This window comes from Mycobacterium sp. SMC-8, from assembly GCF_025263565.1.
Classification (GTDB): domain Bacteria; phylum Actinomycetota; class Actinomycetes; order Mycobacteriales; family Mycobacteriaceae; genus Mycobacterium.
The window spans coordinates 2,546,929-2,567,783 of the sequence record NZ_CP079865.1; the positions used below are offsets into that span (position 1 = coordinate 2,546,929).

At 67.0% G+C, this 20,855-nt stretch carries 16 protein-coding genes; 10 read left to right on the forward strand and 6 right to left on the reverse strand.

Annotated elements, in window-relative coordinates; all coding sequences use genetic code 11:
• The first annotated feature begins 54 nt into the window (after positions 1-54).
• Genes KXD97_RS12450 through KXD97_RS12465 form a run of 4 tightly spaced genes read left to right on the forward strand, consistent with a single transcriptional unit; the run spans position 55 to position 6,584 of the window.
• Positions 55-1,494, forward strand: coding sequence for a DUF3375 domain-containing protein (locus KXD97_RS12450; protein WP_260757066.1), 1,440 nt, complete (start codon positions 55-57; stop codon positions 1,492-1,494).
• Positions 1,491-2,069, forward strand: coding sequence for a DUF4194 domain-containing protein (locus KXD97_RS12455; protein WP_011778402.1), 579 nt, complete (start codon positions 1,491-1,493; stop codon positions 2,067-2,069). Before KXD97_RS12450 ends, KXD97_RS12455 begins: the two co-directional genes overlap by 4 nt.
• Positions 2,062-5,433 carry an ATP-binding protein gene (locus KXD97_RS12460; protein ID WP_260757067.1) on the forward strand — a complete coding sequence of 1,124 codons (3,372 nt, stop codon included), beginning with the start codon at positions 2,062-2,064 and terminating at the stop codon, positions 5,431-5,433. Before KXD97_RS12455 ends, KXD97_RS12460 begins: the two co-directional genes overlap by 8 nt.
• Positions 5,430-6,584, forward strand: a complete 1,155-nt coding sequence (locus KXD97_RS12465) for a Wadjet anti-phage system protein JetD domain-containing protein (protein WP_260757068.1) — start codon at positions 5,430-5,432, stop codon at positions 6,582-6,584. Before KXD97_RS12460 ends, KXD97_RS12465 begins: the two co-directional genes overlap by 4 nt.
• A 157-nt stretch (positions 6,585-6,741) precedes the next feature.
• Here the strand turns inward: KXD97_RS12465 and KXD97_RS12470 are convergent, their stop codons facing one another.
• Positions 6,742-8,070, reverse strand: a complete 1,329-nt coding sequence (locus tag KXD97_RS12470; RefSeq protein WP_260757069.1) for a plasmid pRiA4b ORF-3 family protein — start codon at positions 8,068-8,070, stop codon at positions 6,742-6,744.
• Between the two features lie 65 nt (positions 8,071-8,135).
• On the opposite strand from KXD97_RS12470, the gene KXD97_RS12475 reads away from it, so the two are divergent.
• The gene (locus KXD97_RS12475) at positions 8,136-9,818 is read left to right on the forward strand and encodes an SWIM zinc finger domain-containing protein (RefSeq protein ID WP_260757070.1); all 1,683 of its coding nucleotides are present in this window, start codon (positions 8,136-8,138) and stop codon (positions 9,816-9,818) included.
• A gap of 24 nt (positions 9,819-9,842) precedes the next feature.
• Here the strand turns inward: KXD97_RS12475 and KXD97_RS12480 are convergent, their stop codons facing one another.
• From KXD97_RS12480 to KXD97_RS12495, 4 genes are all read right to left on the reverse strand, one after another.
• Positions 9,843-10,424 carry a zeta toxin family protein gene (locus KXD97_RS12480; RefSeq protein ID WP_260757072.1) on the reverse strand — a complete coding sequence of 194 codons (582 nt, stop codon included), beginning with the start codon at positions 10,422-10,424 and terminating at the stop codon, positions 9,843-9,845.
• A gap of 38 nt (positions 10,425-10,462) precedes the next feature.
• Positions 10,463-10,852, reverse strand: coding sequence for a ParD-like family protein (locus KXD97_RS12485; protein WP_260757073.1), 390 nt, complete (start codon positions 10,850-10,852; stop codon positions 10,463-10,465).
• A gap of 88 nt (positions 10,853-10,940) precedes the next feature.
• Positions 10,941-11,867, reverse strand: a complete 927-nt coding sequence (locus tag KXD97_RS12490) for a ribonuclease HI (RefSeq protein ID WP_260757074.1) — start codon at positions 11,865-11,867, stop codon at positions 10,941-10,943.
• Positions 11,868-11,970: 103 nt separating this feature from the next.
• Entirely contained in the window at positions 11,971-14,502 is a 2,532-nt protein-coding gene (locus KXD97_RS12495) for an SEC-C domain-containing protein (RefSeq protein ID WP_260757075.1), read from the reverse strand.
• Positions 14,503-14,617: 115 nt separating this feature from the next.
• On the opposite strand from KXD97_RS12495, the gene KXD97_RS12500 reads away from it, so the two are divergent.
• The 5 genes from KXD97_RS12500 (at position 14,618) to KXD97_RS12520 (ending at position 20,414) form a co-directional block, all read left to right on the forward strand.
• Positions 14,618-15,286, forward strand: a complete 669-nt coding sequence (locus KXD97_RS12500) for a response regulator transcription factor (protein WP_260757076.1) — start codon at positions 14,618-14,620, stop codon at positions 15,284-15,286.
• A complete protein-coding gene (locus KXD97_RS12505; protein ID WP_260757077.1) occupies positions 15,283-15,717 on the forward strand; it encodes a response regulator transcription factor in 435 nt (144 codons plus the stop codon). Before KXD97_RS12500 ends, KXD97_RS12505 begins: the two co-directional genes overlap by 4 nt.
• On the forward strand, positions 15,699-17,000 hold the full coding sequence (locus tag KXD97_RS12510) for a sensor histidine kinase (protein ID WP_260757078.1): 1,302 nt from the start codon (positions 15,699-15,701) through the stop codon (positions 16,998-17,000). Before KXD97_RS12505 ends, KXD97_RS12510 begins: the two co-directional genes overlap by 19 nt.
• Before the next feature lie 123 nt (positions 17,001-17,123).
• On the forward strand, positions 17,124-18,671 hold the full coding sequence (locus tag KXD97_RS12515; protein WP_260757079.1) for an adenylate/guanylate cyclase domain-containing protein: 1,548 nt from the start codon (positions 17,124-17,126) through the stop codon (positions 18,669-18,671).
• Between the two features lie 87 nt (positions 18,672-18,758).
• Positions 18,759-20,414 (forward strand): NERD domain-containing protein, encoded by a 1,656-nt coding sequence (locus KXD97_RS12520; protein ID WP_260757080.1) that lies wholly within the window; start codon positions 18,759-18,761, stop codon positions 20,412-20,414.
• Here the strand turns inward: KXD97_RS12520 and KXD97_RS12525 are convergent.
• On the reverse strand, positions 20,411-20,827 hold the full coding sequence (locus KXD97_RS12525; protein WP_260757081.1) for a hypothetical protein: 417 nt from the start codon (positions 20,825-20,827) through the stop codon (positions 20,411-20,413). The genes KXD97_RS12520 and KXD97_RS12525 overlap by 4 nt on opposite strands.
• Between the last annotated feature and the right edge of the window lie 28 nt (positions 20,828-20,855).

Genomic DNA, 20,855 nt, shown 5'->3' on the forward strand with positions numbered 1-20,855 from the left:
TAACCGGCGATCCGCAGTAGGAACTTGTCGCCGCGCCTACCTAGTCTCAAGGTCGTGGACTACTCGGCCCTCACCACGCTGCGCGAGCGACACCCCGCCTGGCGGCTGTTGCGCGCGGGCAATGCCGCGCTGGTCCTGTCCTTCCTCGGCCAGTTCTTCGTCGAAGCCAACCGCGGCGCATGCTCGGCCAGTGTGCTCGCCGACGCCCTGGACGACCACCTCTACGCCCTGAACGCCGACGAGGTGCGGTACCCGAAGCAGCCGCGTGCGTATCTGGAGGACTGGGCCGCGACCGACGCCGGATACCTCAGGAGGTTCTACCCGCCCGGCGACGATGAGGTCCACTACGAAGCCACCCCGGCATTCGAGAAGGCCTACGCCTGGGTGCACAGCCTGCAGGGCAGGTCCTTCGTGGGCACCGAATCCCGGCTGCACACGGTGATCGCACTGCTGCGCCAGATTGTGCAGGGCACCGAGACGGAGCCCGAAGTCCGGCTTGCCGATCTGCGCCGTCGCCGCGATGAACTCGACGCCGAGATCGCGGCGGTGGAAGCAGGGCACGTCGCCATCTTGGACGCCACCGGAATCCGCGACCGCTACCAACAGCTGTCCACCACCGCGCGCGAGTTGTTGTCCGATTTCCGTGAGGTCGAGGAGAACTTCCGCCTGCTGGACCGGGCCGCTCGGGAGAAGATCGCCGCCTGGGATGGATCCAAAGGGGAACTGCTGGCCGAGCTGATCGGCAGTCGCTCCGAGATTGCCGGCTCTGACCAGGGGCGCAGCTTTCAGGCCTTCTTCGACTTCCTGCTCTCCGAGCAGCGCCAAACCGAGCTTGCCGACCTGCTCGCCAAGGTGACCGCCCTGGACAGCGTCGACGCCGACGAGCGGATCAGGGGTATCCACCACGACTGGTCCGAGGCTGCCGACCGCGCCCAGCGCACCGTTCGCCAGATCTCCGAACAGCTTCGCCGGTTCCTCGACGACCAGGTGTGGCTGGAGAATCGGCGGGTGTTGGATCTGGTGAGGGCCGTCGAGGCCGCCGCCCTCGACGTCCGCGACACCCCGCCGTCGTTCGGGCTGGAGGTCGATGAACCGGGCATCGACATCGCCCTGCCGTTCGAGCGCCCGCTCTATCAAACGCCGGTCGCGGTGGCCGTCGAGAGCCGTATCGCCGACGGCACCGAAAATGTCGACGCCGACCTGCTGTTCACCCAGACCTATGTCGACCAGGTCCGGCTGGCCGAGACCATCCGCGCCGTCCTGCCGGAGAACTCGTCGGCGCTGCTGTCCGACGTCATCGCGGTGCATCCCATCGAGCAGGGCGCCGCGGAGATCGTCGGCTATCTGGCCCTCAATGACGACGACGTCAGCGTCGACATGGACGACACCGATGAGACCGTGCTGGACTATCCCGACCCGGCCCATCCCGACGTCACCAAGCGCGCCCGGCTACCGAAGGTGACGGTGCGCCGGCACGGGGGCCAACAACCATGAGCAACGAACGTGCCGTCGCCGCGGCCATCATCCGACTCATGCAGGGCGTCGTCTACCGCACCTCCGATGAGGACACCTGGCTGACGCTGGAACGGCTGGGCGCCGGTGTCCGCGACCACTTCTCGACCATCGGCGTCGATGTCGTGATCGACGACACCGAGGGCTACGCCTACCTGCGCTCACGTCCGGAGGAGGACGGCGAGGAGGCGTTGCCGCGACTGGTGCGCAGACGTGCCCTGACCTACAACGTCAGTCTGCTGCTGGTGTTGTTGCGCAAACGGCTCGTCGAGTTCGAGACCGGCGGCGGGGAGGGCCGCTTGGTGTTGAGCACCGAGCAGATCGTCGAGATGCTGCGGCTGTTCCAGGCCGACTCCACCAACGACGCGCGCGTCGTCGACCAGGCCGAGACCACCATCAAGAAGGCGGCCGAACTCGGTTTCCTGCGTCAGCTTCGTGGTCAGCGCGATCACTGGGAGGTACGACGCATACTCAAGGCCTACGTCGACGCCCAGACTCTCAATGATTTCGCCGCCAAACTTCGCGAGTACGCCGGAGCGGCCACCGTCGATGACTGAATCACGCTGCGATGCAACCCAACCCGGGGCCGGGTACCGACTCCAGTACGCCGAGGTCTACAACTGGGGAACGTTTGACGACCATTCCTGGCGGTTCACCCCCGGCACCGACACCGCGCTGCTGACCGGCGACATCGGATCAGGGAAATCGACAATCGTCGACGCGCTCACCACATTGCTGGTGCCCGCGCACAAGGCCGCCTACAACAAGGCCGCCGGCGCCGACGCCAAGGAGCGCACGCTGCGCTCCTATGTCGAGGGCCACTACAAATCCGAGCGCAACGAATCAACCGGTAGATCCCGTCCGAAAGGCCTACGAGAGAACAAGCGCACCTACTCGGTGATTCTCGGTGTGTTCCGCAACCACGGTCACGACGAGACGGTCACCCTGGCTCAGGTGTTCCAGCAGCGCGAGAGCACCGGGCAGCCCTACCGGTTCTTCGTGACCGCCACCAAGGAGCTGTCCATCGCGACCGACTTCGCCGACTTCGGCACCGATCTGCGCGAACTGCGCAGACGGCTGCGTGGCGCCGGGGCCGAGATCTTCGATGAGTTCCCGAAGTACTCCACCTCGTTGCGCCGCCTGCTCGGTATCCGCTCGGAGCAGGCCCTCGAACTGTTCCACCAGACGGTATCGATGAAGTCGGTCGGGAATCTCAACGATTTCGTCCGTGATCACATGCTCGAACCCAGCGACTCGACCGAACGCGTCCGCGAGATCATCGGACATTTCGAAGATTTGACCAAAGCGCACGACGCCGTCAAACGCGCCCGCGAGCAACTCGAAGCGCTGCAACCGATCGTGGACACCGCAGCGAAATACGACGCGGCACTAGCCGAACGTGCGGGTTTGGAGCTCGAGCGCGCGGCGGTCCGGCTGTTCATCGCCGAGCTGCGCTCAGGGTTGCTCACCGACGAGATCGCGCGGCTGGAAGCCGACGGAGCGGCGTTGCTGACGCAACTGGACACCGCCGAAGCCGAACAGCGCAGGCTCGGCCGCGAGCGCGACTCGCTGATCGAAGAGCGCGCCAAAGCGGGCGGTGACCGCATCGGCGAGCTGGAGCGACTTGCCGCTGACGCCCGCGAGCAGGCGAAAACGCGAAGCCAGACAAAGGCTTTGTTCGACGCCGCAGTGGCAGAGGCCGGACTGGAGCCCGTCGCCGACGGTGACGCCTTCGCCGCGCTCGGCGCCGTGGTCGCCGGCGAACGCCCCCGGCTGACCGGTGAGAAACGCGACCTCGACACCGCGACCGTTGACGCGATCGGTCGCGAGCGGGAGCACCAACGCAGGTGCGATGTGATCGCCGAGGAGGTCGCGAGCCTGGAGCAGCGTACCGACAACCTGCCACAGGAGCAGGTGGTGGTGCGGGCCGAGTTGTGCGCGGCGCTGGGGTTGACGCCGGACGACCTGCCATATGCCGGCGAGTTGCTCGATGTCCATGACGAGCACGCGCAGTGGCGGGGCGCCGCAGAACGTGTGCTGCGGGGGTTCGCGCTGTCCTTGCTGGTGCCGCAGCGGCACTACGACGCCGTCACCGCATGGGTGAACGGGCGCAGGCTCACCGTCGGCGGCCGCGGCGCCAAACTGGTCTACGAACGCGTCCCCCAACATCGGGTACGACTGCAGCCGACGGCACACGACGGCTTGTTGCTGGCCGACTGCATCGAAGTCCGAGACGGGCAGTTCGAGGAATACCTGCGCGCCGAGCTGATGAAGCGCGCCGACTTCCGCTGCGCAGCAACACTTGACGAGTTCCGCACCGAGCGTCGTGCCGTCACCCGAGAGGGTCAGGTGCGCTCGGGGGACCGGCACGAGAAGGACGACCGGCACCGGGTCGACGACCCCAGACGGTGGGTACTGGGCTGGGTCAACGAACGCAAGATCGCCGCGATGCGCGCGGAACTGGCCGAGCTGGAAAGCCAACGTGACGAGGCCGCGGCACAAGCCGCGCGGCTGGTAAAAGAACGCGACGCCCTGCAGTGTCGACTGGATGCGTTCCGGAGTGTCGAGGGGTTCCGCTCCTGGGCAGATCTCGACGCCGACGAGGCCGAGTCGCGTGCGAAAGCGCATGACGCCGAGAGGGTTCGGCTTCAGGCCGGGTCGAATCGGCTGGCGGAGATCACGCAGGCGCTGGAGCGCAACGCCGAGAACGCGGTCACAGTAACGGATCTGATCAAGAAGCTCACCGGCATGTTGGCGACCGCGCAATCGAGAATGAATCAGGCCAAGCAGGAGCGAAGCCGCGACGACGAGTTCGTCGCTGCGCATGCACCGGATCAACGGGAGAAGGCCCGTGCGTCGTACCCGGCCCTGACCGCGCGACTGGCGGATAGCCCGCCCGCCCGTGCGGCGGACTGCGCCGACTCCGAGGCGGCATTGTCCGATGACCTGCACCGGCGCATCGAGCGGTTGTCCGGTCAGCTCAACGGGCACGCATTGAATCTGACACAGCACATGACGGCAGTCCTGAACCGATGGCAAGAGCTGCGGGCGGACATGGACGTCAATGTCGAATCCCGAGCAGACTTCCTGGCCTTCCGGGAGCGGGTCGCCACCGACGACCTGCCCCGGTTCGAGAGCGAGTTCAAAGAACAGCTCAACAAGAATGCCATTCAAGAGTTGGCGGGATTCAACAACTGGTTGGGTCGGCAGGCGTCGGCCATCGACGAGCGTGTCGACCGAATCAACGACGCCCTGGGCGCAGTGCCCTACAACCCGGGCCGATACATCAAGCTGGAAAAGGAACCGACCAGCAATCAGGACGTCGCGCAGTTTCGTTCCGATCTCCGCAATCTCACCAACGACACGCTGACCGTCGACGGTGACCAATACTCCGAGCAGCGCTTTCTGGACGTGAAGCGAATTATCGAGCGCTTCCGGGGTCGCGACGGTTACGCCGAATCGGACAAGAACTGGACCCGTCGCGTTACCGATGTGCGTAACTGGTTTGTGTTCTCGGCCTCCGAGCGTGATGTCGAAACCGATCTCGAGTGGGAGCACTACAGCGACTCCGACGGTAAGTCCGGTGGGCAGAAGGAGAAATTGGCCTACACCATTCTCGCGGCGTCGCTGGCCTACCAGTTCGGTCTGGAGTGGGGCGTCGAGCAGTCACGTGACTTCCGGTTCGCTGTCATCGACGAGGCTTTCGGCAGGGGTTCCGATGTATCCACACGATATGCCCTCGATCTGTTTGCGACACTAGGCCTGCAGCTGCTGATCGTGACACCCTTGCAGAAGGTGCACGTCATCGAGCCCTATGTGAAAGCAATTGGCATCGTCGACAATCCGACCGGAACCTATTCACGATTGCAGACGATGACCATCGAGGAATACCGGGACAGACGAGACCGGCCACGACGGTGAATTCGCGCGCATGGACCACGGTTGAGGATATCGTCGCCAGGCTGAGGCGGCGATGGGACGATGGTTCGCTGCTCGCGGGTCACGCCAAGGCCGAACCGTTTGATCCGGTCGAGTTCCCGCTGCGTGGCCCCACACCAGCCTCGATCGGCGATGACATTGCCGCTGTGCGAGAGTGGGTGGCCGCATTGGATGCCGGGCGGCGCGACGACAGCTGCTATGAGCTGGAGTGGAAATCGGTCGGCGGCAGAAAGATCGGCCGAAACGAACTACCCGCCCGAGCGGTGCTACGTCGACGCGAACAGGTGTGGACGCTGCTCGGCGTCACCGGCACAGTGCGTCGTTTCGACGACCTCCTGGAGTTGTCAGGCCGGCAACCCCGGGTGCGGGAATGGATCACTGAGAATCCGCACCGTGCTTTGGCGTTGACGCCGCAGATGCTCCAGCTGATAGCAGCCTACGAATGGCTCGACGCGCACCGCCAGTCCCGACACTACCTCCGTGAGATCAGCGCGCCGGGCGTGGATACGAAGTTCGTGGAGCGGCACCGACCGGAGTTGGCGGCCATGCTGGGGGTCGCACCGTCCTCGTCGGGGTTCATCAGCGAACTCGGGCTGCGGCTCAAACCTGCTCTGGTCCGGCTGCGGCCGTCTCCCTCGTTGGGTCTGCCCGCGGCGCTGACCGAACTCGCAGTCCGTACTCACGAGCTCGCCCAACTTGCGGTACAACCACGGGTGGCGATCATCGTCGAGAACGAGATCAGCTATCTGAGCGTGAAAGTCCCAAAGGATGGAATAGTACTGTGGGGCAGAGGGTTCGACGTCGACAACGTAGGCCGACTGCCCTGGCTGGGCGGTGCTGACGTAGTGTACTGGGGAGATATCGACACACACGGGTTCGCGATCCTGGACCGGTTGCGGGCGTGGTTGCCGGACACCCGTTCAGTGTTGATGGACCGGGAGACCTTGCTGACGCACCGCGACCGGTGGGTGACCGAAGACCGCCCGGCGCGGTCGGCGCTGACCCGCCTGACGGTCGACGAATTCGGCCTCTATACGGATTTGGTCGAGGCGGCGTTGGGTGACCGGGTTCGCCTTGAACAGGAGCGGATCGACTGGAATTGGGTTGAGCAACAACTGTGCTCGGTCACCTAGTGACCTCTCGGATCCGCGGCGTCTTTCGGAGTCTGCGAAGGTGATGCGAAATTTGGTGAGGGATTCCGCGCGAAGCAGCCCACCATATAGCCAGGAAGGCGGCCAGCATGCTCACCAATCCAGTTCCCGCCGAATCGCTGGCCCAGCCCGCCCGTCCTCAAACGCCGAGCGCCCGGCGCGCCAGCGCGGCCGCCACCGGACTGATCACGTTCCGCCGACGCCAGGTGACCCGCTGCTCGGTGACGTTGGTCAGGACTTCGTACACGAGGAGATGGCGCAGCGCGGAATCGGTGACGGGACTCCCGTCTGCGTGACGCCACCCGAGGTCGGTCAGCGTCGCAGCGATCCTGGGCAAGGCCAGGTCCGCATTCGGGGACGCCGCTGCGTAGGTGAGCATCAGCAGCGTGGCCTGCACGCCGAACTTGTCAGCGGGTTTGGGGATCAGCCGGCTGGCCAGATGCTGCCAGAGCACGTTGGCATCGCCCTGAGCCGTTTGACCGGCCTTGGTCAGCAGCAATTGACCCTTCACTTTGCGGAGCAATCCGAGGTCCTGCAGCGTCTCACGGAACCGCAACAGCGGGTAGCAGTGTGCCTCCCGGTTCTTCGTCCCGATCCAACCCGCCATCACCGGAACGACTTTCGATGCTTCGATCACGTCGTCCGGCTTCATATAGCCTGCTGCCGTCAACGCGATGCCTCCATTGTTCGCCCTGTCCAGGAACCACTGGAATGCACGCAGACTTCTGGTCAGGTCGTCTGCGTCCGGCGTCGCGGTTTCCGCGGCGAGCGTCAGCGCCGCCTCCGACAGGCTGTCGCCGTGCGCGGTGTAGATGAGTCGATGAACCAGATCGACCAGCCGTGGGTCGGCGCCCGCTTCGCGCAGCGTGAAGTACGCGCCGCTCAATCCCTTGTTGATCCGATCCGGCTCGAAGAGCGCGGGGTCGGGCAGCACTCCGGCCAAGCTGCTCGCGTCCACCAGATGGCCGCAGTCCTCTGGCGGTGCGGCACGCTCACCATCGACGATCACCGCTGCAGCACCGCTACTCTCGTTAGGCAGAATCTGCTCCAGGCGGAGCGTCAGCTCCCAGTTGTCGCCGTAGTCGTACAGGTAATGCAGGACATCGCCGGGTTCGGTCAGGGTCTCGTCAAGGCGCGTTTCGGTGTCCGGAACGCCGTCGTCCTCGACATCGGCCTCCTCGACGTCGTACGAACACAGGAACAGTTGACTGTCACGGTCGAAAGGGCCGCCTCCGAGTGAGAACCGGTGCAGATGCGAATCGGTCCAGTCGAACGCCACCTGCAAGACCTGGTGCACGAAATCCAGCATCAGGTCCGAGCGCAGATCGATCCGTCGCCAGATCGGTGGATCGGCGCCGTCGAGGTCCACCCTGACCCGGTAGACGACGACATCACGTCGCCGCGGGTGCCGCAGATCGGGCCGCGACTCCAGGTCGGTCACCAGCCGCAGGTGCGAGCGGTCGGTCATCGGATCCCCATATCAAGACGCACGGACTTCATCCTGATCACTGTAAAGAGCGACGGCGGTGGCGGGTGCCCGTGCTGATCGAGCACTATGCCGGTATGGCGTTATCGGAGACGATGCTGCTGAACGTGGCCGGAGACCGGGTCTTCGCCCGAGGCCAAGACTACGTCCGCTACGTCCGAGGTCTGCGAGTCGCGGCCGACAAGGCCCAGGCGTCGGTCCAGGCCAAAAGGGTCTACACCGTGGAATTGGACTGGTCCGGTCCACTGCCCGTCGGCTGGTGTACCTGCCTCCATCACGCCGACGGCTACTTCTGCAAGCACCTGGTCGCGGTCGGGCTTGCGGTGATCGACCGCGATGAGGGCAGCCCCGTCGGCACGGCTGAATCGGGGGTGCAGGCCGCCGTGGAGGCTATGAATGTGCACGAGCTTCGCGAACTCGTCCTGATGCTCGCAGAGCGCGATGGTGAAGTGCGCCGCATGCTCGAGGTACGTGCGACGTCGGTGTCCGGAGACGACACCGCCGTCAAAGCCGAGTTCGAGAACTATGTGCGAAACGCGCTGCAGCTCCACGGCTTCACCGATTACCGGGAATCGTTCGTGGTGGCCGAAACGGCCGGGCAGGTGCTCGACGAGCTGGAAAATCACGTGAACGATGGTGCCGCCGAGATGGTGCGGCCGGCTCTGTTGTCCGCGGTGACGCTGCTGCGCTCGATCACCGAACAAGCCGACGACTCATCAGGCGTTATCGGTGGTGAATGCCAGCGGGCTGCCGAGCTGTATGCGCGGGCCTGTCGGCAAGGTGCGCCCGACCCTGTCGAACTCGCTCTCTGGCTGGTGAACTTCCGTGCGGAGTCGCCGGGATGGCCGGATCTGGCGTTGGCGGACTTCGTCGACGCGTTCGACGACCACGCGCTCGCTGCCTACCGCCGAGCGGTGTCCGAACTCGATCACAAACTCGCAGAAGGCGATCGCTGGAAACGCCTTCAACTCGACACGATGCTGCTGGAGCTCGCCGACCACGACGGCGACGTCGACCGGGCGATCCAGCTGCTGAACGAGCGCGACCATCCCCAGTACGTGGCGATCATCGCCCGTTTGCGCGCAGCCGGGCGTGACGACGAAGCCCTGACGTGGATCGACCGCGCCGTCGCCGACGGACGCGTCAGCGGGCACGGCGGCAGCAACGCGTACTGGCTGAGCCCCACCGAGGTCGCCAGGACGTACCAAGAACGCGGCCGCGTCGAGGACGCGATCGCTGTCCTGCGCGCGGACTTCGTCAGGCAGCCCTCGATCCGTTCGTATCAGGCCCTGTGCGGCTTCGCCGCAGGCATCGACCGCGGCGAAACTGAACGCCAGTGGGCGTTCGACCATGCGCGGCAGCTGGCCTCGGACCGTCCGGGTGGCGGCGCGATCGTGGTGCAGCTGTTGTTGAGCGAAGGCGATGTCGACGCCGCCTGGGAGGCCGCCGACCGCTACGGGCCCGGCGGAGCATGGAAGGAGCTCGCCGATCGCGGCGCCGAGGCAAGGCCTGCAGCGGCTGCCGACCTGTACCGGCCTCAACTCGAGGAGGATCTTCGGTACGCCAACACCAGGCTCTATCCCGGTATCGCCGCGACTTTGGCGACCATGGCGCAGCTCTACGAACGTGGCGGGCGCGGTGAGGATTTCGTGGCTTTTATCGCGCAGATCCGCCAGGACTACGGTCGCCGACCGTCGCTGATGAAGGCGCTTCAGGCCCAGGGGCTCTGACGACCATCTGCGTGGTCAGGCCCGTCACCTGCCTGCCCAGCGGTGGGCGAGTGGGGCCGGAGTCCACGACGGCCACGTGGCTGAACCCACTGCGATTCCAGCGGCGAGCTGAGCGACGATGCGCGGACCGCGAGTCGTGCTGTTGTCGTAGAACGTTGCTTCGTCCGCGCGGTTGGCGGCGGTGGCGACCAGGTCCCAAAGCCGTTGATAGCGCTGGCGGATTTTGGATTCGGGCACGTCGTGACCCCCGGCCTGGACTCGGTGTCGGACGCGGAGCACGGCAAGATCTTCCGGGATCAGCACCGCGTGCAGGATCACTGTGTAATCCGCCGCGTGGGCGGCATCGAGCAGTTCCAGTTTTGAGGGGTGTGAGAAAACTGTCTCGGCGATAAAGGACTCGCCACGTTCGATGAGCCGTGCGCGAGTGTCCGCGGCAATCCGCGCCGCCTCGTAGCTGTGTCCGGCAGGGTCCTCGGGCCAGCGCCGCTTGGCGATCTCGTCGGCGTTCACGTACATGCTGAGGGGCAGCAGCGGCGCGAGGGTCAGCTCGATGAACGTCGATTTGCCGGCACCGTTGGATCCGACGACGAGGTCGAGGCGCTTCACCGAAGTGAAGCATTCGTCGCCTTACTGACCAACAAGTGTCATGCCCCGCGGTGCAGCCGTACCGAACTGCCGTCAGGCGCGTACTGCACGATCTCGCCGTCATCGTCGAGCGCCACCGTGGTGATTCCCCGCGCGGCCAGCACTGCGCCGTAGTCGGCGCGCGCAAGGCGTTCCTGGACAGCCGCGGAGATCTCAGCGTTGAACACGACTCCTTCTTCATCGGTGAGCTCCCGAAGATGAATGTTGCCCGCAAGGGCGGCTTCCACCCTGCGGCGGGCAACGCTGTGCTGACTGGAAACCGCTCGCCCTACCCGCGCCCAGTGGTCCAGCTGCTGTTTCGCCGATCTGCTCTGACGTGCACCTTCGGTGGCGGCGCTGTCCATCAGATCCGCGGCGACCCGGGTCACTCGATCAGTGGTGTCGGACATGTAGCCCTCCGCTGTAGCAATTTGTTTCATCGCGTAGCAGAATGCTACACCGCTGGGCTGAGTGGCGGTCGATTGACAACGCGACCTGCTACGCCGTGCGCTCGCGGGTGAACTCCCGCGAGAACGTCTCAGCCAGGTCCTGCGCGCGGCGGTGGTACTCGACGCCGTCAAGGTCGCTGTCGCCCAACGCATATCGCGACGCCAACCGGGCCAGAGCGTCGGCGCCCTCGTTGAGCGGCTCGCCGCGGTGGCCCTTCACCCAAACCGGGGTGATCTTGTCACGCTCCTCGTAGATCATCTGCCGGGCGCGAACCAGTCCCGGCGTCTTCCCGCTCTCCCGATAGACGGCGTAGCCCTCCGGCAGCACGTCATCACCGGCCATCCACTGCTGAACCATCGCGACCGCGAGCCGGCTGTCGCTGAGCACCGTGATGTCGTGGCCCCGCAGCTTCTGCACCGCCGCGCCGATGGCGCGCAGCTCGGCGACCAGCACCACCTGCGGGCCGATCAGCTTGGTCGAATGCCGGAAGCCCTGGAGCCCGTACTCGCCGGTGGACGCGAGCCAGCCGTAGCCGGTGATCTTGCCGCGCACCGAGCCGTCGGTCGCGACCCACACCGGACCGGCCGGCACCGGCTCAACCTCCCGCAGCCCGGCGCACGCCTGCCGCACCAGCGTCTCGTCCGACAACCGCGGCCGCTCGATCCACACCCCGGGCATCAGCAGCGCGATCTCGTCGCGCAGCGCCCACAGCATGCTGCGCGGCGGCACCTGCACCAGGAACCGGATCCGCTCCCCATCAGAGGTCTCGCGGATACGACGAATGACGTCGAGCACCGCGGTGTCGACCGACTCGGCGTCCACCGTTCCGGTCCAGCGGCGCCCGGTCGAGCGCGCCGAGTACCGGTACAGAGACTCGCCGCGCCGGGCGAGCGCGATCGCGACCGACGTCATCGGGCGCGGCCGCGCCGGCCCGATGTCGATCGGGCGGGCCGTGGCCACGGGCTTGGGTGCCATCTCCGTCTCCTCCCCAGCTGAATTGCGGTGACGGCACTGTATGGGGCAGGTCCGACAACACCCGCGGAGCAGGTGAAACGGCGATCCCGCGGACCGGAGGGGCCTACTGCAGCCCCAACGCCGCCCGAAGCCGGTCCGGGCTCATCGCGTGCCGGCCCGCGTCGGTGGGGAACGAGTTCAGAAGCCGGATCAGGTCGGGCCGGCGGGTCGGGTCGTCAGCGGCCTGGCGTGGGGTGTTCCCATCGAGCGCCGGGATGGGTTCGTCGAGCCACTGGGCCTCGTAGTCCAGGATCATCGCGTCGAGCAGCGCGGCGATCTGGGGGTCTTCCGGATGGATCGCCCCCTTGGCAGTTTCCGGCATGCCCGCAACCATCGTGCCCGGGTCCTCTACGGGTTCGCGGGTGTCCTCAAGGATGCGTATCGCCGGGTCGACTCGTCGCAGGGCGGCCAGCACCCGGTCCACCCGTTCCTCGCTATTGGTCTCCACCTGCAGCGTGTCACCGTCGAGCACCAACGTCGCGCGGATGTGCGTCCTGCCGTTGGTGGTGACGTGTTCGAACCACTGCGGGGGCTGAGCGTCCTCGACGCGGTCGTAGGCGTCGTCCAGCGCCGACTCCATCGCCGCCGAATCGCTGACGCGGACAGTGGCCTCGCAGATCGTCAGCGGGTCGCCCTCGGTGTTGGTCAGCGTCGGCGGAGCGAACCGGCGACTCAGAAACGCGACGAGGTCCACCGGGTCGGGTCCTTCGTCGAGCATCGCAAGCAGCGCGTCACGCTGTTGCAGCGCAACGGGTTCCAGCCCGCCGAAGAACTGTGCGGTGTCATCGCCGGCGGGCAGCACCCGGGTGCAGATCAGTTGTCCCACTGTGAGTTGACGGCTGGCGGTGCGCTCCTGAACCTCGTGGATGTCACCGGTGCGGACGTCGCGCACCGTCACCCCGTGGCCGGGGCGCACCTCCTCGACCTCGAACAACGACCGCTCCACCAGCAGCCATTGCCCGGCCAGCAGCCGCTCATCCTCGGGCAACAGCGATCCACGGACGGCCAGGAACTCCTCGAACGCGCCGCCCTCGAACAACACCGCGTCGATCAGCAACGGGTCGGGTGTCTCGTCGGACGCATCGCGATACTCGTTGCGTACGTAGCCCAATTCGGCGACCACCCCGCCCCAACCGCCCATCAGCGCGTGCTGCGCGGCCTTCGCGTACAGCCAACCCACCCGATCGGATAGCGACGGCTGCTCCTTCCCGAGATGGCACTTCTTGTACTTGCGGCCCGACCCGCACCAGCACGGCTCGTTGCGGCCCAGATCGGCGCGTGCCTCGGCCTGGTAGCTGCTCAGCAGCGCCATCAGCGGATCGCCCGGCGGGGCGCCTGCCCGGCGAAGCAACGCCAACCCACGCTCGACGTCCCCGCGGTCGGAGGCGAACCGGGCCAGGTCGTACAACGGTAGGGGCCACTCGGTGTCCATCGACTCGGCGGCCAGCAGCTCCCGTTCGGCCGCCTCGATGTCGCCGATGCGCTCCAGCGCCACCGCCCGCAGCCAGCGAAACGCCACCCGCGCGCGCCGCGGCACCTGGGACTCCAGCGTCTCGGCGAACAACCCCAGCGCCGCGGCGCCATCGGGGTTGCGGCCCAGAGTCTCGGCCAGCAGCACCTCGGCGAGTCGCGGATCGGCCAGGTCGGCGCCGAACTCCGCAACCAGCTCCCGGTACTCATCGCGGGGCGGCGCAGGGGTGTCGTCGTCTCCGCCCTCTGCCGAGACCTCGTCCGAAGGAAACGCCGTGATCAGATCCGCCATGTCCTCGTAGACCGACACTAGGATGCGTATGGCGAGCGCCTCGCCCTCGTCGAGGTCGTACCGCCGGCGCAGCACCTCGCAGTCGAGATCGAAGCGCCACCGGTCGACGTCGAAACCTGCGGGTGCGAGTAGATCTCCGCGGCGCGCCAGACCCTGATCGTCAGCGATCTCCGACAACGGCGGCGCGGGGTCGGTGAACAGCGTCGGGTCCGCCACGCACGCCGTCCACACCGCGGCGTCGAACGACGCCGGCTCGTCCGGGTTCAGCGTGGCCGCCAGCGTGGCGCCTGCCGACGGCGACGGATCCGCAGTGACCCGCGCCAGGGTGAGCCCCTCGGGCGTCAACCGCAGGCCCACCAGATCGCCGTCGACGACATCCAGGTCACCGAGCGTGCCCGGCGGCAGAAGCAGTGCCCCGCCGTCGTCGACCATCTCCGGCGGAACGCCCCGCTCGTCGAGCACATCCTCGTCGAACGCCGGTAACGCGACGCTGACCGGCGAACCGTCGGGCAGCCGCGCGTACTGCTCGAATTCGCACAGGTGCGTGATCGCGCCGAGGTCCGGGGTCACGATCAGGACGTCGTGGGCCAGCTCCTGGGCTGTGAGCCGGTGTGTGAAGATCCGATTGGCGATCAGCGCAGGCAGCCACACCCAGCTGTCGTCGATCAATGCCACAGCGGCACAGTCGATTTCGTTCAGCAGCTGCGGGAGGAGATCGTCCGGGTTTGCGACGCCCATCTCGCGCAGGCGCTGGGCTATCGCGTCCTCGGGGAGGGGGCCGTGTTCGGTCAGGATCGCCGCGAGGGCTTCGGTTGGGTCGGGGTCCGCTGGCACGCAACCACGGTATGCGATAACCGCGCTAACCGCCCCGAATACTTTCCCGCAGCGGATAATCACCAGAGAATCGCTGCGCGGTGGGGGCTGGCGGCGGGGAGGGGGTGCCGCCCAGGTGAGTGATCAGATCTCGATCGTCATCGCCGAAGATAGCCTGTTGGTGCGCGACAGCGTTGCCCGTGCGCTGTCGATGAACCCCGATACCACCGTCGTCGGCGTCGCCGAGGACTACGACTCCGCCGCCGCACTCGTCGCCACCCATCAGCCCACTGTGCTGCTCACCGACGTGCGCATGCCCCCGACATCCACCGACGAAGGTATCCGCCTGGCCAACTGGCTGCGCACCGCACACCCGGACGTCGGCGTGATCGTGCTGTCCCAGTACGTTGACCACACCTACGCATCGGCGTTGCTGGACGGCGGCTCGGCCAGCCGCGGATACCTGCTCAAGGAACGGGTCGCCCACTTCGACGAACTCGGCGAGGCGGTCCGCCAGGTGGCCGCCGGCGGCACCGTGCTCGACCCGCTCGTCGTCGAAGCCCTGCTCGCCCAGCTCCGGCAGGCCGCCGCGCTGAGCCGACTGACCGCCCGTGAGCGGGAGGTGCTCGGCGAATTGGCGACCGGCTTCAGCAACCGCACCATCGCGCAGCGGCTCGTGTTGTCCCAGCGCGCCGTCGAGAAGCACATCAACTCGATCTTCGCCAAGCTGGAACTGACCGTCGACGACTCGGTGGACCGGCGCGTCAAGGCAGTCCTGATGTTCCTCGACGGCGGGCCGTCATGACCGCCAACAGTGGTGTGTACACCCTGGCGCGGCCGCCCAGCGGCGACCACGATGGGACGGTGGTGAACCAGCAGGTTCGGGTCTGGGTCGTCGATGACCAGCCCAGCTTCCGCCGGGCCAGCGCAGCGACGCTGGAGGCCACCGACGGCTTCGTGCTCGCCGGCCAGAGCGCCACGGGCGAATCCGCGCTGGAGCGCCTGGACGACGGCGACGCCGACCTGGTCCTGATGGACATCCACATGCCCGGCATCGGCGGCATCGAAGCCGCCCGCCGGCTGCGCGCCCGCCATCCCCGCATCGTCGTCGTGCTGATGTCCACCTACGACGCCGACGAACTCCCGGCCACGGCGACCGAGTGCGGCGCGACCTACCTGCCCAAGCAACGCCTGTGCCCCGAGGTGCTGACCGACATATGGCGAACGGCAAGCTGAAACTGGCGCCCGCGCCCGGATCCGTCCCCGACTGGCGGATCCCGAAACTGCTTCTCACCGCCGCCTTTCGATCGTCGTCGTGGTTCGGGCACGATCTGATCCACCGCTTCCGGGCCGAACGCTTCGAGGTGTTCCTGTCCGGTCACCTCGGCCTGTGGCTCAGCGCGGGCATCGTGCTGCCGCTGTGGGAGTACTTCTGGATCTTCCGGTCACCCTGGATGCTGGGCTTCGTCGCCGTCGCCTCCGTCCAGTGCGTCGTGCTCGCGGTCGCGTTGAACCTGGCTCGCCACAACAGGTTCGAGCAATCCATCACCCTGGTGTGCATCGGGAACTGGCTTGCCGTACTGGGCGTGGTGTTCGTGTCGCCGCCGTTGCTGCCGGCGATGGCGCTGCTCGCGCTGGTTCCGGTCGTGTTCGCCGAGCCGTACATCAGCCTGCGACGCGGGCTGATCTTCACGGTGATCACCGCCGGCTGTGTGCTGGCGGCGTCCGCGATCGCGCTGTTCTATCCCTTCCCCGATCACGTGGTGCAGGCGCCGCAGTGGATGGCGACGGCGTTCGTTCTGGTGGCGGTGCCGGTCAACGCGCTGCACCTGATGATCATCGTGTGGAACAACGCCGCCGCGCTGCGGACGTCGGAATCCCAACTCGCCGAACGCGCCACCGAACTGGCCGCCTCCCGCACCCGCCTGATCACCGCGGCCGACGAGGAACGGCGCCGCCTCGAACGCGACCTGCACGACGGCGCCCAACAACACCTCGTCGTGCTGTCCGTGCTGATCGGCCTGGCCCGCAACACTGACGGCGACAAGCAGGCGGAACTGCTCGCCGACGCGTCCGGACTGGTGGACAGCGCCATCGCCGAGATCCGCCGTCTGGCCCACGGCATCTATCCGCCGCTGCTCGTTAGCGGAGGACTCACCAAGGCGCTGCCCGCACTGGCCGCACGGGCGGTCATCCCGGTGCACCTGGATCTGCACGAGCTCGGCCGTTACCCGCCGACAACCGAAGCAGCGCTGTACTACTGCTGCAGCGAGGCGCTGCAGAACGCCGCCAAGCACGGCGGTCCCGACACCACCGCCACCATCTCCGGCCGCGTCGACGGCCGGTGGCTGACGCTGCAGATCAGTGACACCGGCCGCGGTTTCCGGCCCGGCGCGGCGGGCACCGGACTGACCAACATGACCGACCGCCTGTCGGCGATCGGCGGACACCTGGCCATCGACACCGCACCCGGACGCGGCACCCGCGTCAGCACGACCGTCGACGTCGCGGACACATGAGAGGTGGTGCGTGCACCACCACCGATTGTGTTGCCCACACCGTCGAAAGCCGGCGACGGCCCCAGCAGGATGAGAGGCATCGCCCGAATCCGGTGAACCACTTCTCAATCCGGTGGAGATCGCATGTCAACCTTGAAGACTGCAGACCAGCTGCGAGGGACACGCCCGGACACTGCGTGGACGACATGCCTCCCGACGGGCACCGTCACCCTGCTCCTCGCCGACATCGAAGGGTCGACCCGGCTGTGGGACACCCAGCCCGACCGGATGGCGACCGCGCTGGCCACCCTGGACCGCGTCGTCGACGAGCTGGCCTACCTGAACAACGGTGTGTGCCCCGTCCAGCAGGGGGAAGGCGACAGCTTCGTCCTCGCGTTCGCCCGCGCCGGCGACGCGGTGGCGTGCGCACTCGATCTGCAGCTCGCCGCGCTGTCGCCGATCCGGTTACGCATCGGCATTCACACCGGCGCCGCCGACCTGCGTGACGAGGCCAACTACATGGGCCCGCTGGTGAATCGCGCGGCGCGTCTGCGCGACCTCGGCCACGGCGGCCAGATCCTGTTGTCCTCCACCACAACACCCCTCGTCGAGGATGCACTGCCGTCGCAGGCGTGGATCACCGGCATCGGCAGCTACGCGCTGCGCGGGCTTGCCCGGCCCGAGCGGGTCGCGCAGCTGTGCCATCCCGATCTGGACAACGAATTCCCGCCGTTGCGTGCCGGCGCGGTCAACACTTTCCACCACCGTCCGAGCTATCTGTCCGACTTCGTCGGCCGCGCAACCGAACTGGACGATCTATCCCAACTTCTGGACTGCCGCCGGTTCATCACCGTGTGCGGGCCCGGAGGTGCCGGCAAGACGCGGCTTGCGGTGGAAACCGCCGACCGTGCCCGTGACCGGTTCGACGACGGCGCCTGGTACGTCGACCTGGCCGACGTCACCGACCCGGCCGAGGTGCCGCACGCGGCAGCCCAGGCGCTCGGGATGTCGGACGCTGTCGGCACGACTGAGGTGGCCCGACACATCGGTGACCGGCACCTGCTGTTGGTCGTGGACAACTGCGAGCACCTGCTCGACGCTTCCGCGGCGCTGATCGCTGCGGTGTTGCGGGGCTGCCCGGCGGTGACCGTGCTGGCCACCAGCCGCGAGCCGCTGGGGGTCGGCGGTGAGCAGCTCTACCGCGTGCCGCCGCTGGCACCCGGGGACGCGACCGCGTTGTTCTTCGAGTGCGCGCGCCGGGTGGATGCGGCGTTCAGTGTTTGGTCTGAAGATCGGGCGGCGGTAGCGGACATCTGCCGCCGGCTCGACGGTCTGCCGCTGGCGATCGAGATCGCCGCATCGCGGGTCCGGACGCTGTCGCTCAGCGGTATTCGGGACAGCCTTTGCGGCCGGCTTCATGCGCCGCATCCCGCCTGCCGCAGCGTCGCGGCGCGACACCGGACGTTGCGCGCGTGCCTCGACTGGTCGTATCGGCTGCTCGCCGACTGCGAGAAATCGGTGCTGTGCCATCTCGCGCGGTGTGCCGACGGATTCGACGTCGGCGCGGTGCAGGATGTCGTGATCGCATTGGTGGACAAGTCGCTGCTGAGCTGGGACGACCGGGACGGCCGCGCGCAGTATCGGCTGAGCGACACGGTGCGGCAGTACACCCTGGAGCGCCTGGGGGAGTAGGCGGGTAACGGCGGCGGCTCGGTGGACCTCGCACCCGGTGTCGGCTTTGCTGGCTACTATCACCCCTGACGAAGGGGGACGTCGACCATGACCATCACCGCCGCAGAGACGCCGCGGCTGGCCAACGGCGCCGAGCGCAAGGTGTGGCAGGCCCTGATCGACCAACTCGAGCCGGGTGATCTGGTCATCCCGGGCAAGCGGGTTACCGACCATCTCAAGGACCACGAGATCGACTTCTTCGTCGCGATCGAGGGCGCCGGCATCATCTGCCTGGAGGTCAAGGGCGGGGAGGTCTGGCACGACGGGGAGACGTGGCGGATGAAGCGCCGCGGCCGGGAGGTCGATATCGACCCCGTCCGGCAGGCCCGCGAAGCGTGCTACGCACTGCGCAGCTTCATCGAGAACGACCCGCGATGGACCCAGGGCCGGCTGCGCTGGGACCACATTGTGGTGCTGCCCAACACCGATCTGCCCGACGACTTCGCACTGCCCGACTGTCCGCGCTGGAAGGTGATCGACCGCACCGACCTGTCCGACATCGCCGCGAAGCTGCGCGCGGTGCTGCACGGCCAGGAACTCGACCGCCCGCTGCTGAGCCGTGACGGTATCGCCCAGCTCGGTGAAGCGTTGAGCGGGCGCGGGCTGCCGCAGCGCAGCGTTGTATCCCGTGCCCTTGAAAACGAGGACGCCGCCGACATTCTCACCGAGCACCAGTCGGTGATCCTCGACGCCATCCGGATGCTGCACCGCGTCGAGATCCGCGGCGGCGCCGGCAGCGGCAAGACGTTCCTGGCGATGGAGCAGGCCCGCCGGTTGGCCCGCGCCGGGCAGCGGGTGGCGCTGGTCTGCTACTCGCACGGTTTGGCGTCCTATCTGGAGCGCATCACCGCCGCCTGGAATCGACGCCAGCAGCCCGCCTATGTCGGCGAGTTCCACGATCTCGGTAAGCGCTGGGGTGCTCCGGAAGGGCCTGACGAGTCGCTGCGCACCGAGGAGACGGTGCAGTTCTGGGAGCATGATCTGCCGGCGCAGATGACGGAACTGGCAGCGCAACTCGACGACGGGCACCGGTTCGACGCGATCGTCGTCGACGAAGCGCAGGACTTCGCCGACGCCTGGTGGGATCCGCTGCTGGCGGCGCTGAAGGATGAAGACACCGGCGGGCTGTACGTGTTCACCGACGAGGGACAGCGGGTGTTCAATCGGCACGGCTCGCCGCCGGTTCCGTTGGTTCCGCTGGTGCTCGACCACAATCTGCGCAACACCCGCCAGATCGCGAATGCGTTCCAGCCGTTGGTGGATCACCCGATGCGGTTCCTCGGCGGGGAAGGACCAGCAGTGAAGTATGTGCCGTGCACGCCGGCGGAGGCGATGGACGCCGGGGACGACGAGGTGGAGCTGCTGCTCGAGGAGGGCTGGCGGCCTGAGGATGTCGCGCTGCTGACGACGGGAACGCGTCACCCCGAGCAGCGGGAGCGGCAGGCGGCGGGCAGCGCCGCCTACTGGGACAGCTTCTGGGACGCCGAGCAGGTGTTCTACGGGCACGTGCTCGGCTTCAAGGGCCTGGAACGCCGCGCGGTGGTGCTGGTGGTCAACGAGGAGTCCGCGTTCGAGCGCTCCCGTGAGCGGCTGTACGTCGGATTGTCCAGAGCCCGGGATCAACTCGTCGTGTGCGGAGATCCCGACTTCCTGCGGGAAGTCGGAGGCCCGGATTTGGCTCGGCGGCTGAACATTCCGGATTAGTCGCAGCTGTCACACACGCCTGTCAGCGACAACTGCATGCCGCACCTGCAAAAGCCGGATTGGCGCCGAACATCACGGGATCGCTCGCCCGCCGGGCGAACGTGATTGATGGGATGCTCGACGTACCAGGTGCCCTTCCGCGAACTCGGCCGGCCGACCACCCCAGGCCCAGCCACACTGCGGATTTCGTCCGTGGAGGTGAATCCGTTCGTGTAGCCGTAGTAGATATGAAGATCGGGGCGACCGTCCCGTCTTCTGGCAACAACGTGGGACTTGTCCTCCCTCACGACCGCGCGGAAGTCGGCGATGCCGACGGCTTGCGTGAGTTTCCGGATGAACTCGTGGTTCCCCGCAGGAATGCGGGTCTTAGTCAAGGCTGCGAGTAGAGAATCCGTCGACTCGTCGATGGTCATGTGCTCAACCATAAGCAGCAGAAGCGAT

Bases quoted from the DNA above. Each gene is read 5' to 3' on its own strand.
- KXD97_RS12460 (WP_260757067.1), top strand. From the start codon at position 2,062: ATGACTGAATCACGCTGCGATGCAACCCAACCCGGGGCCGGGTACCGA.
- KXD97_RS12470 (WP_260757069.1), bottom strand. From the start codon at position 8,070: ATGACCGACCGCTCGCACCTGCGGCTGGTGACCGACCTGGAGTCGCGG.
- KXD97_RS12525 (WP_260757081.1), bottom strand. From the start codon at position 20,827: ATGACCATCGACGAGTCGACGGATTCTCTACTCGCAGCCTTGACTAAG.
- KXD97_RS12510 (WP_260757078.1), top strand. From the start codon at position 15,699: ATGGCGAACGGCAAGCTGAAACTGGCGCCCGCGCCCGGATCCGTCCCC.
- KXD97_RS12490 (WP_260757074.1), bottom strand. From the start codon at position 11,867: ATGGCACCCAAGCCCGTGGCCACGGCCCGCCCGATCGACATCGGGCCG.
- KXD97_RS12515 (WP_260757079.1), top strand. From the start codon at position 17,124: ATGTCAACCTTGAAGACTGCAGACCAGCTGCGAGGGACACGCCCGGAC.
- KXD97_RS12505 (WP_260757077.1), top strand. From the start codon at position 15,283: ATGACCGCCAACAGTGGTGTGTACACCCTGGCGCGGCCGCCCAGCGGC.
- KXD97_RS12485 (WP_260757073.1), bottom strand. From the start codon at position 10,852: ATGTCCGACACCACTGATCGAGTGACCCGGGTCGCCGCGGATCTGATG.
- KXD97_RS12520 (WP_260757080.1), top strand. From the start codon at position 18,759: ATGACCATCACCGCCGCAGAGACGCCGCGGCTGGCCAACGGCGCCGAG.
- KXD97_RS12455 (WP_011778402.1), top strand. From the start codon at position 1,491: ATGAGCAACGAACGTGCCGTCGCCGCGGCCATCATCCGACTCATGCAG.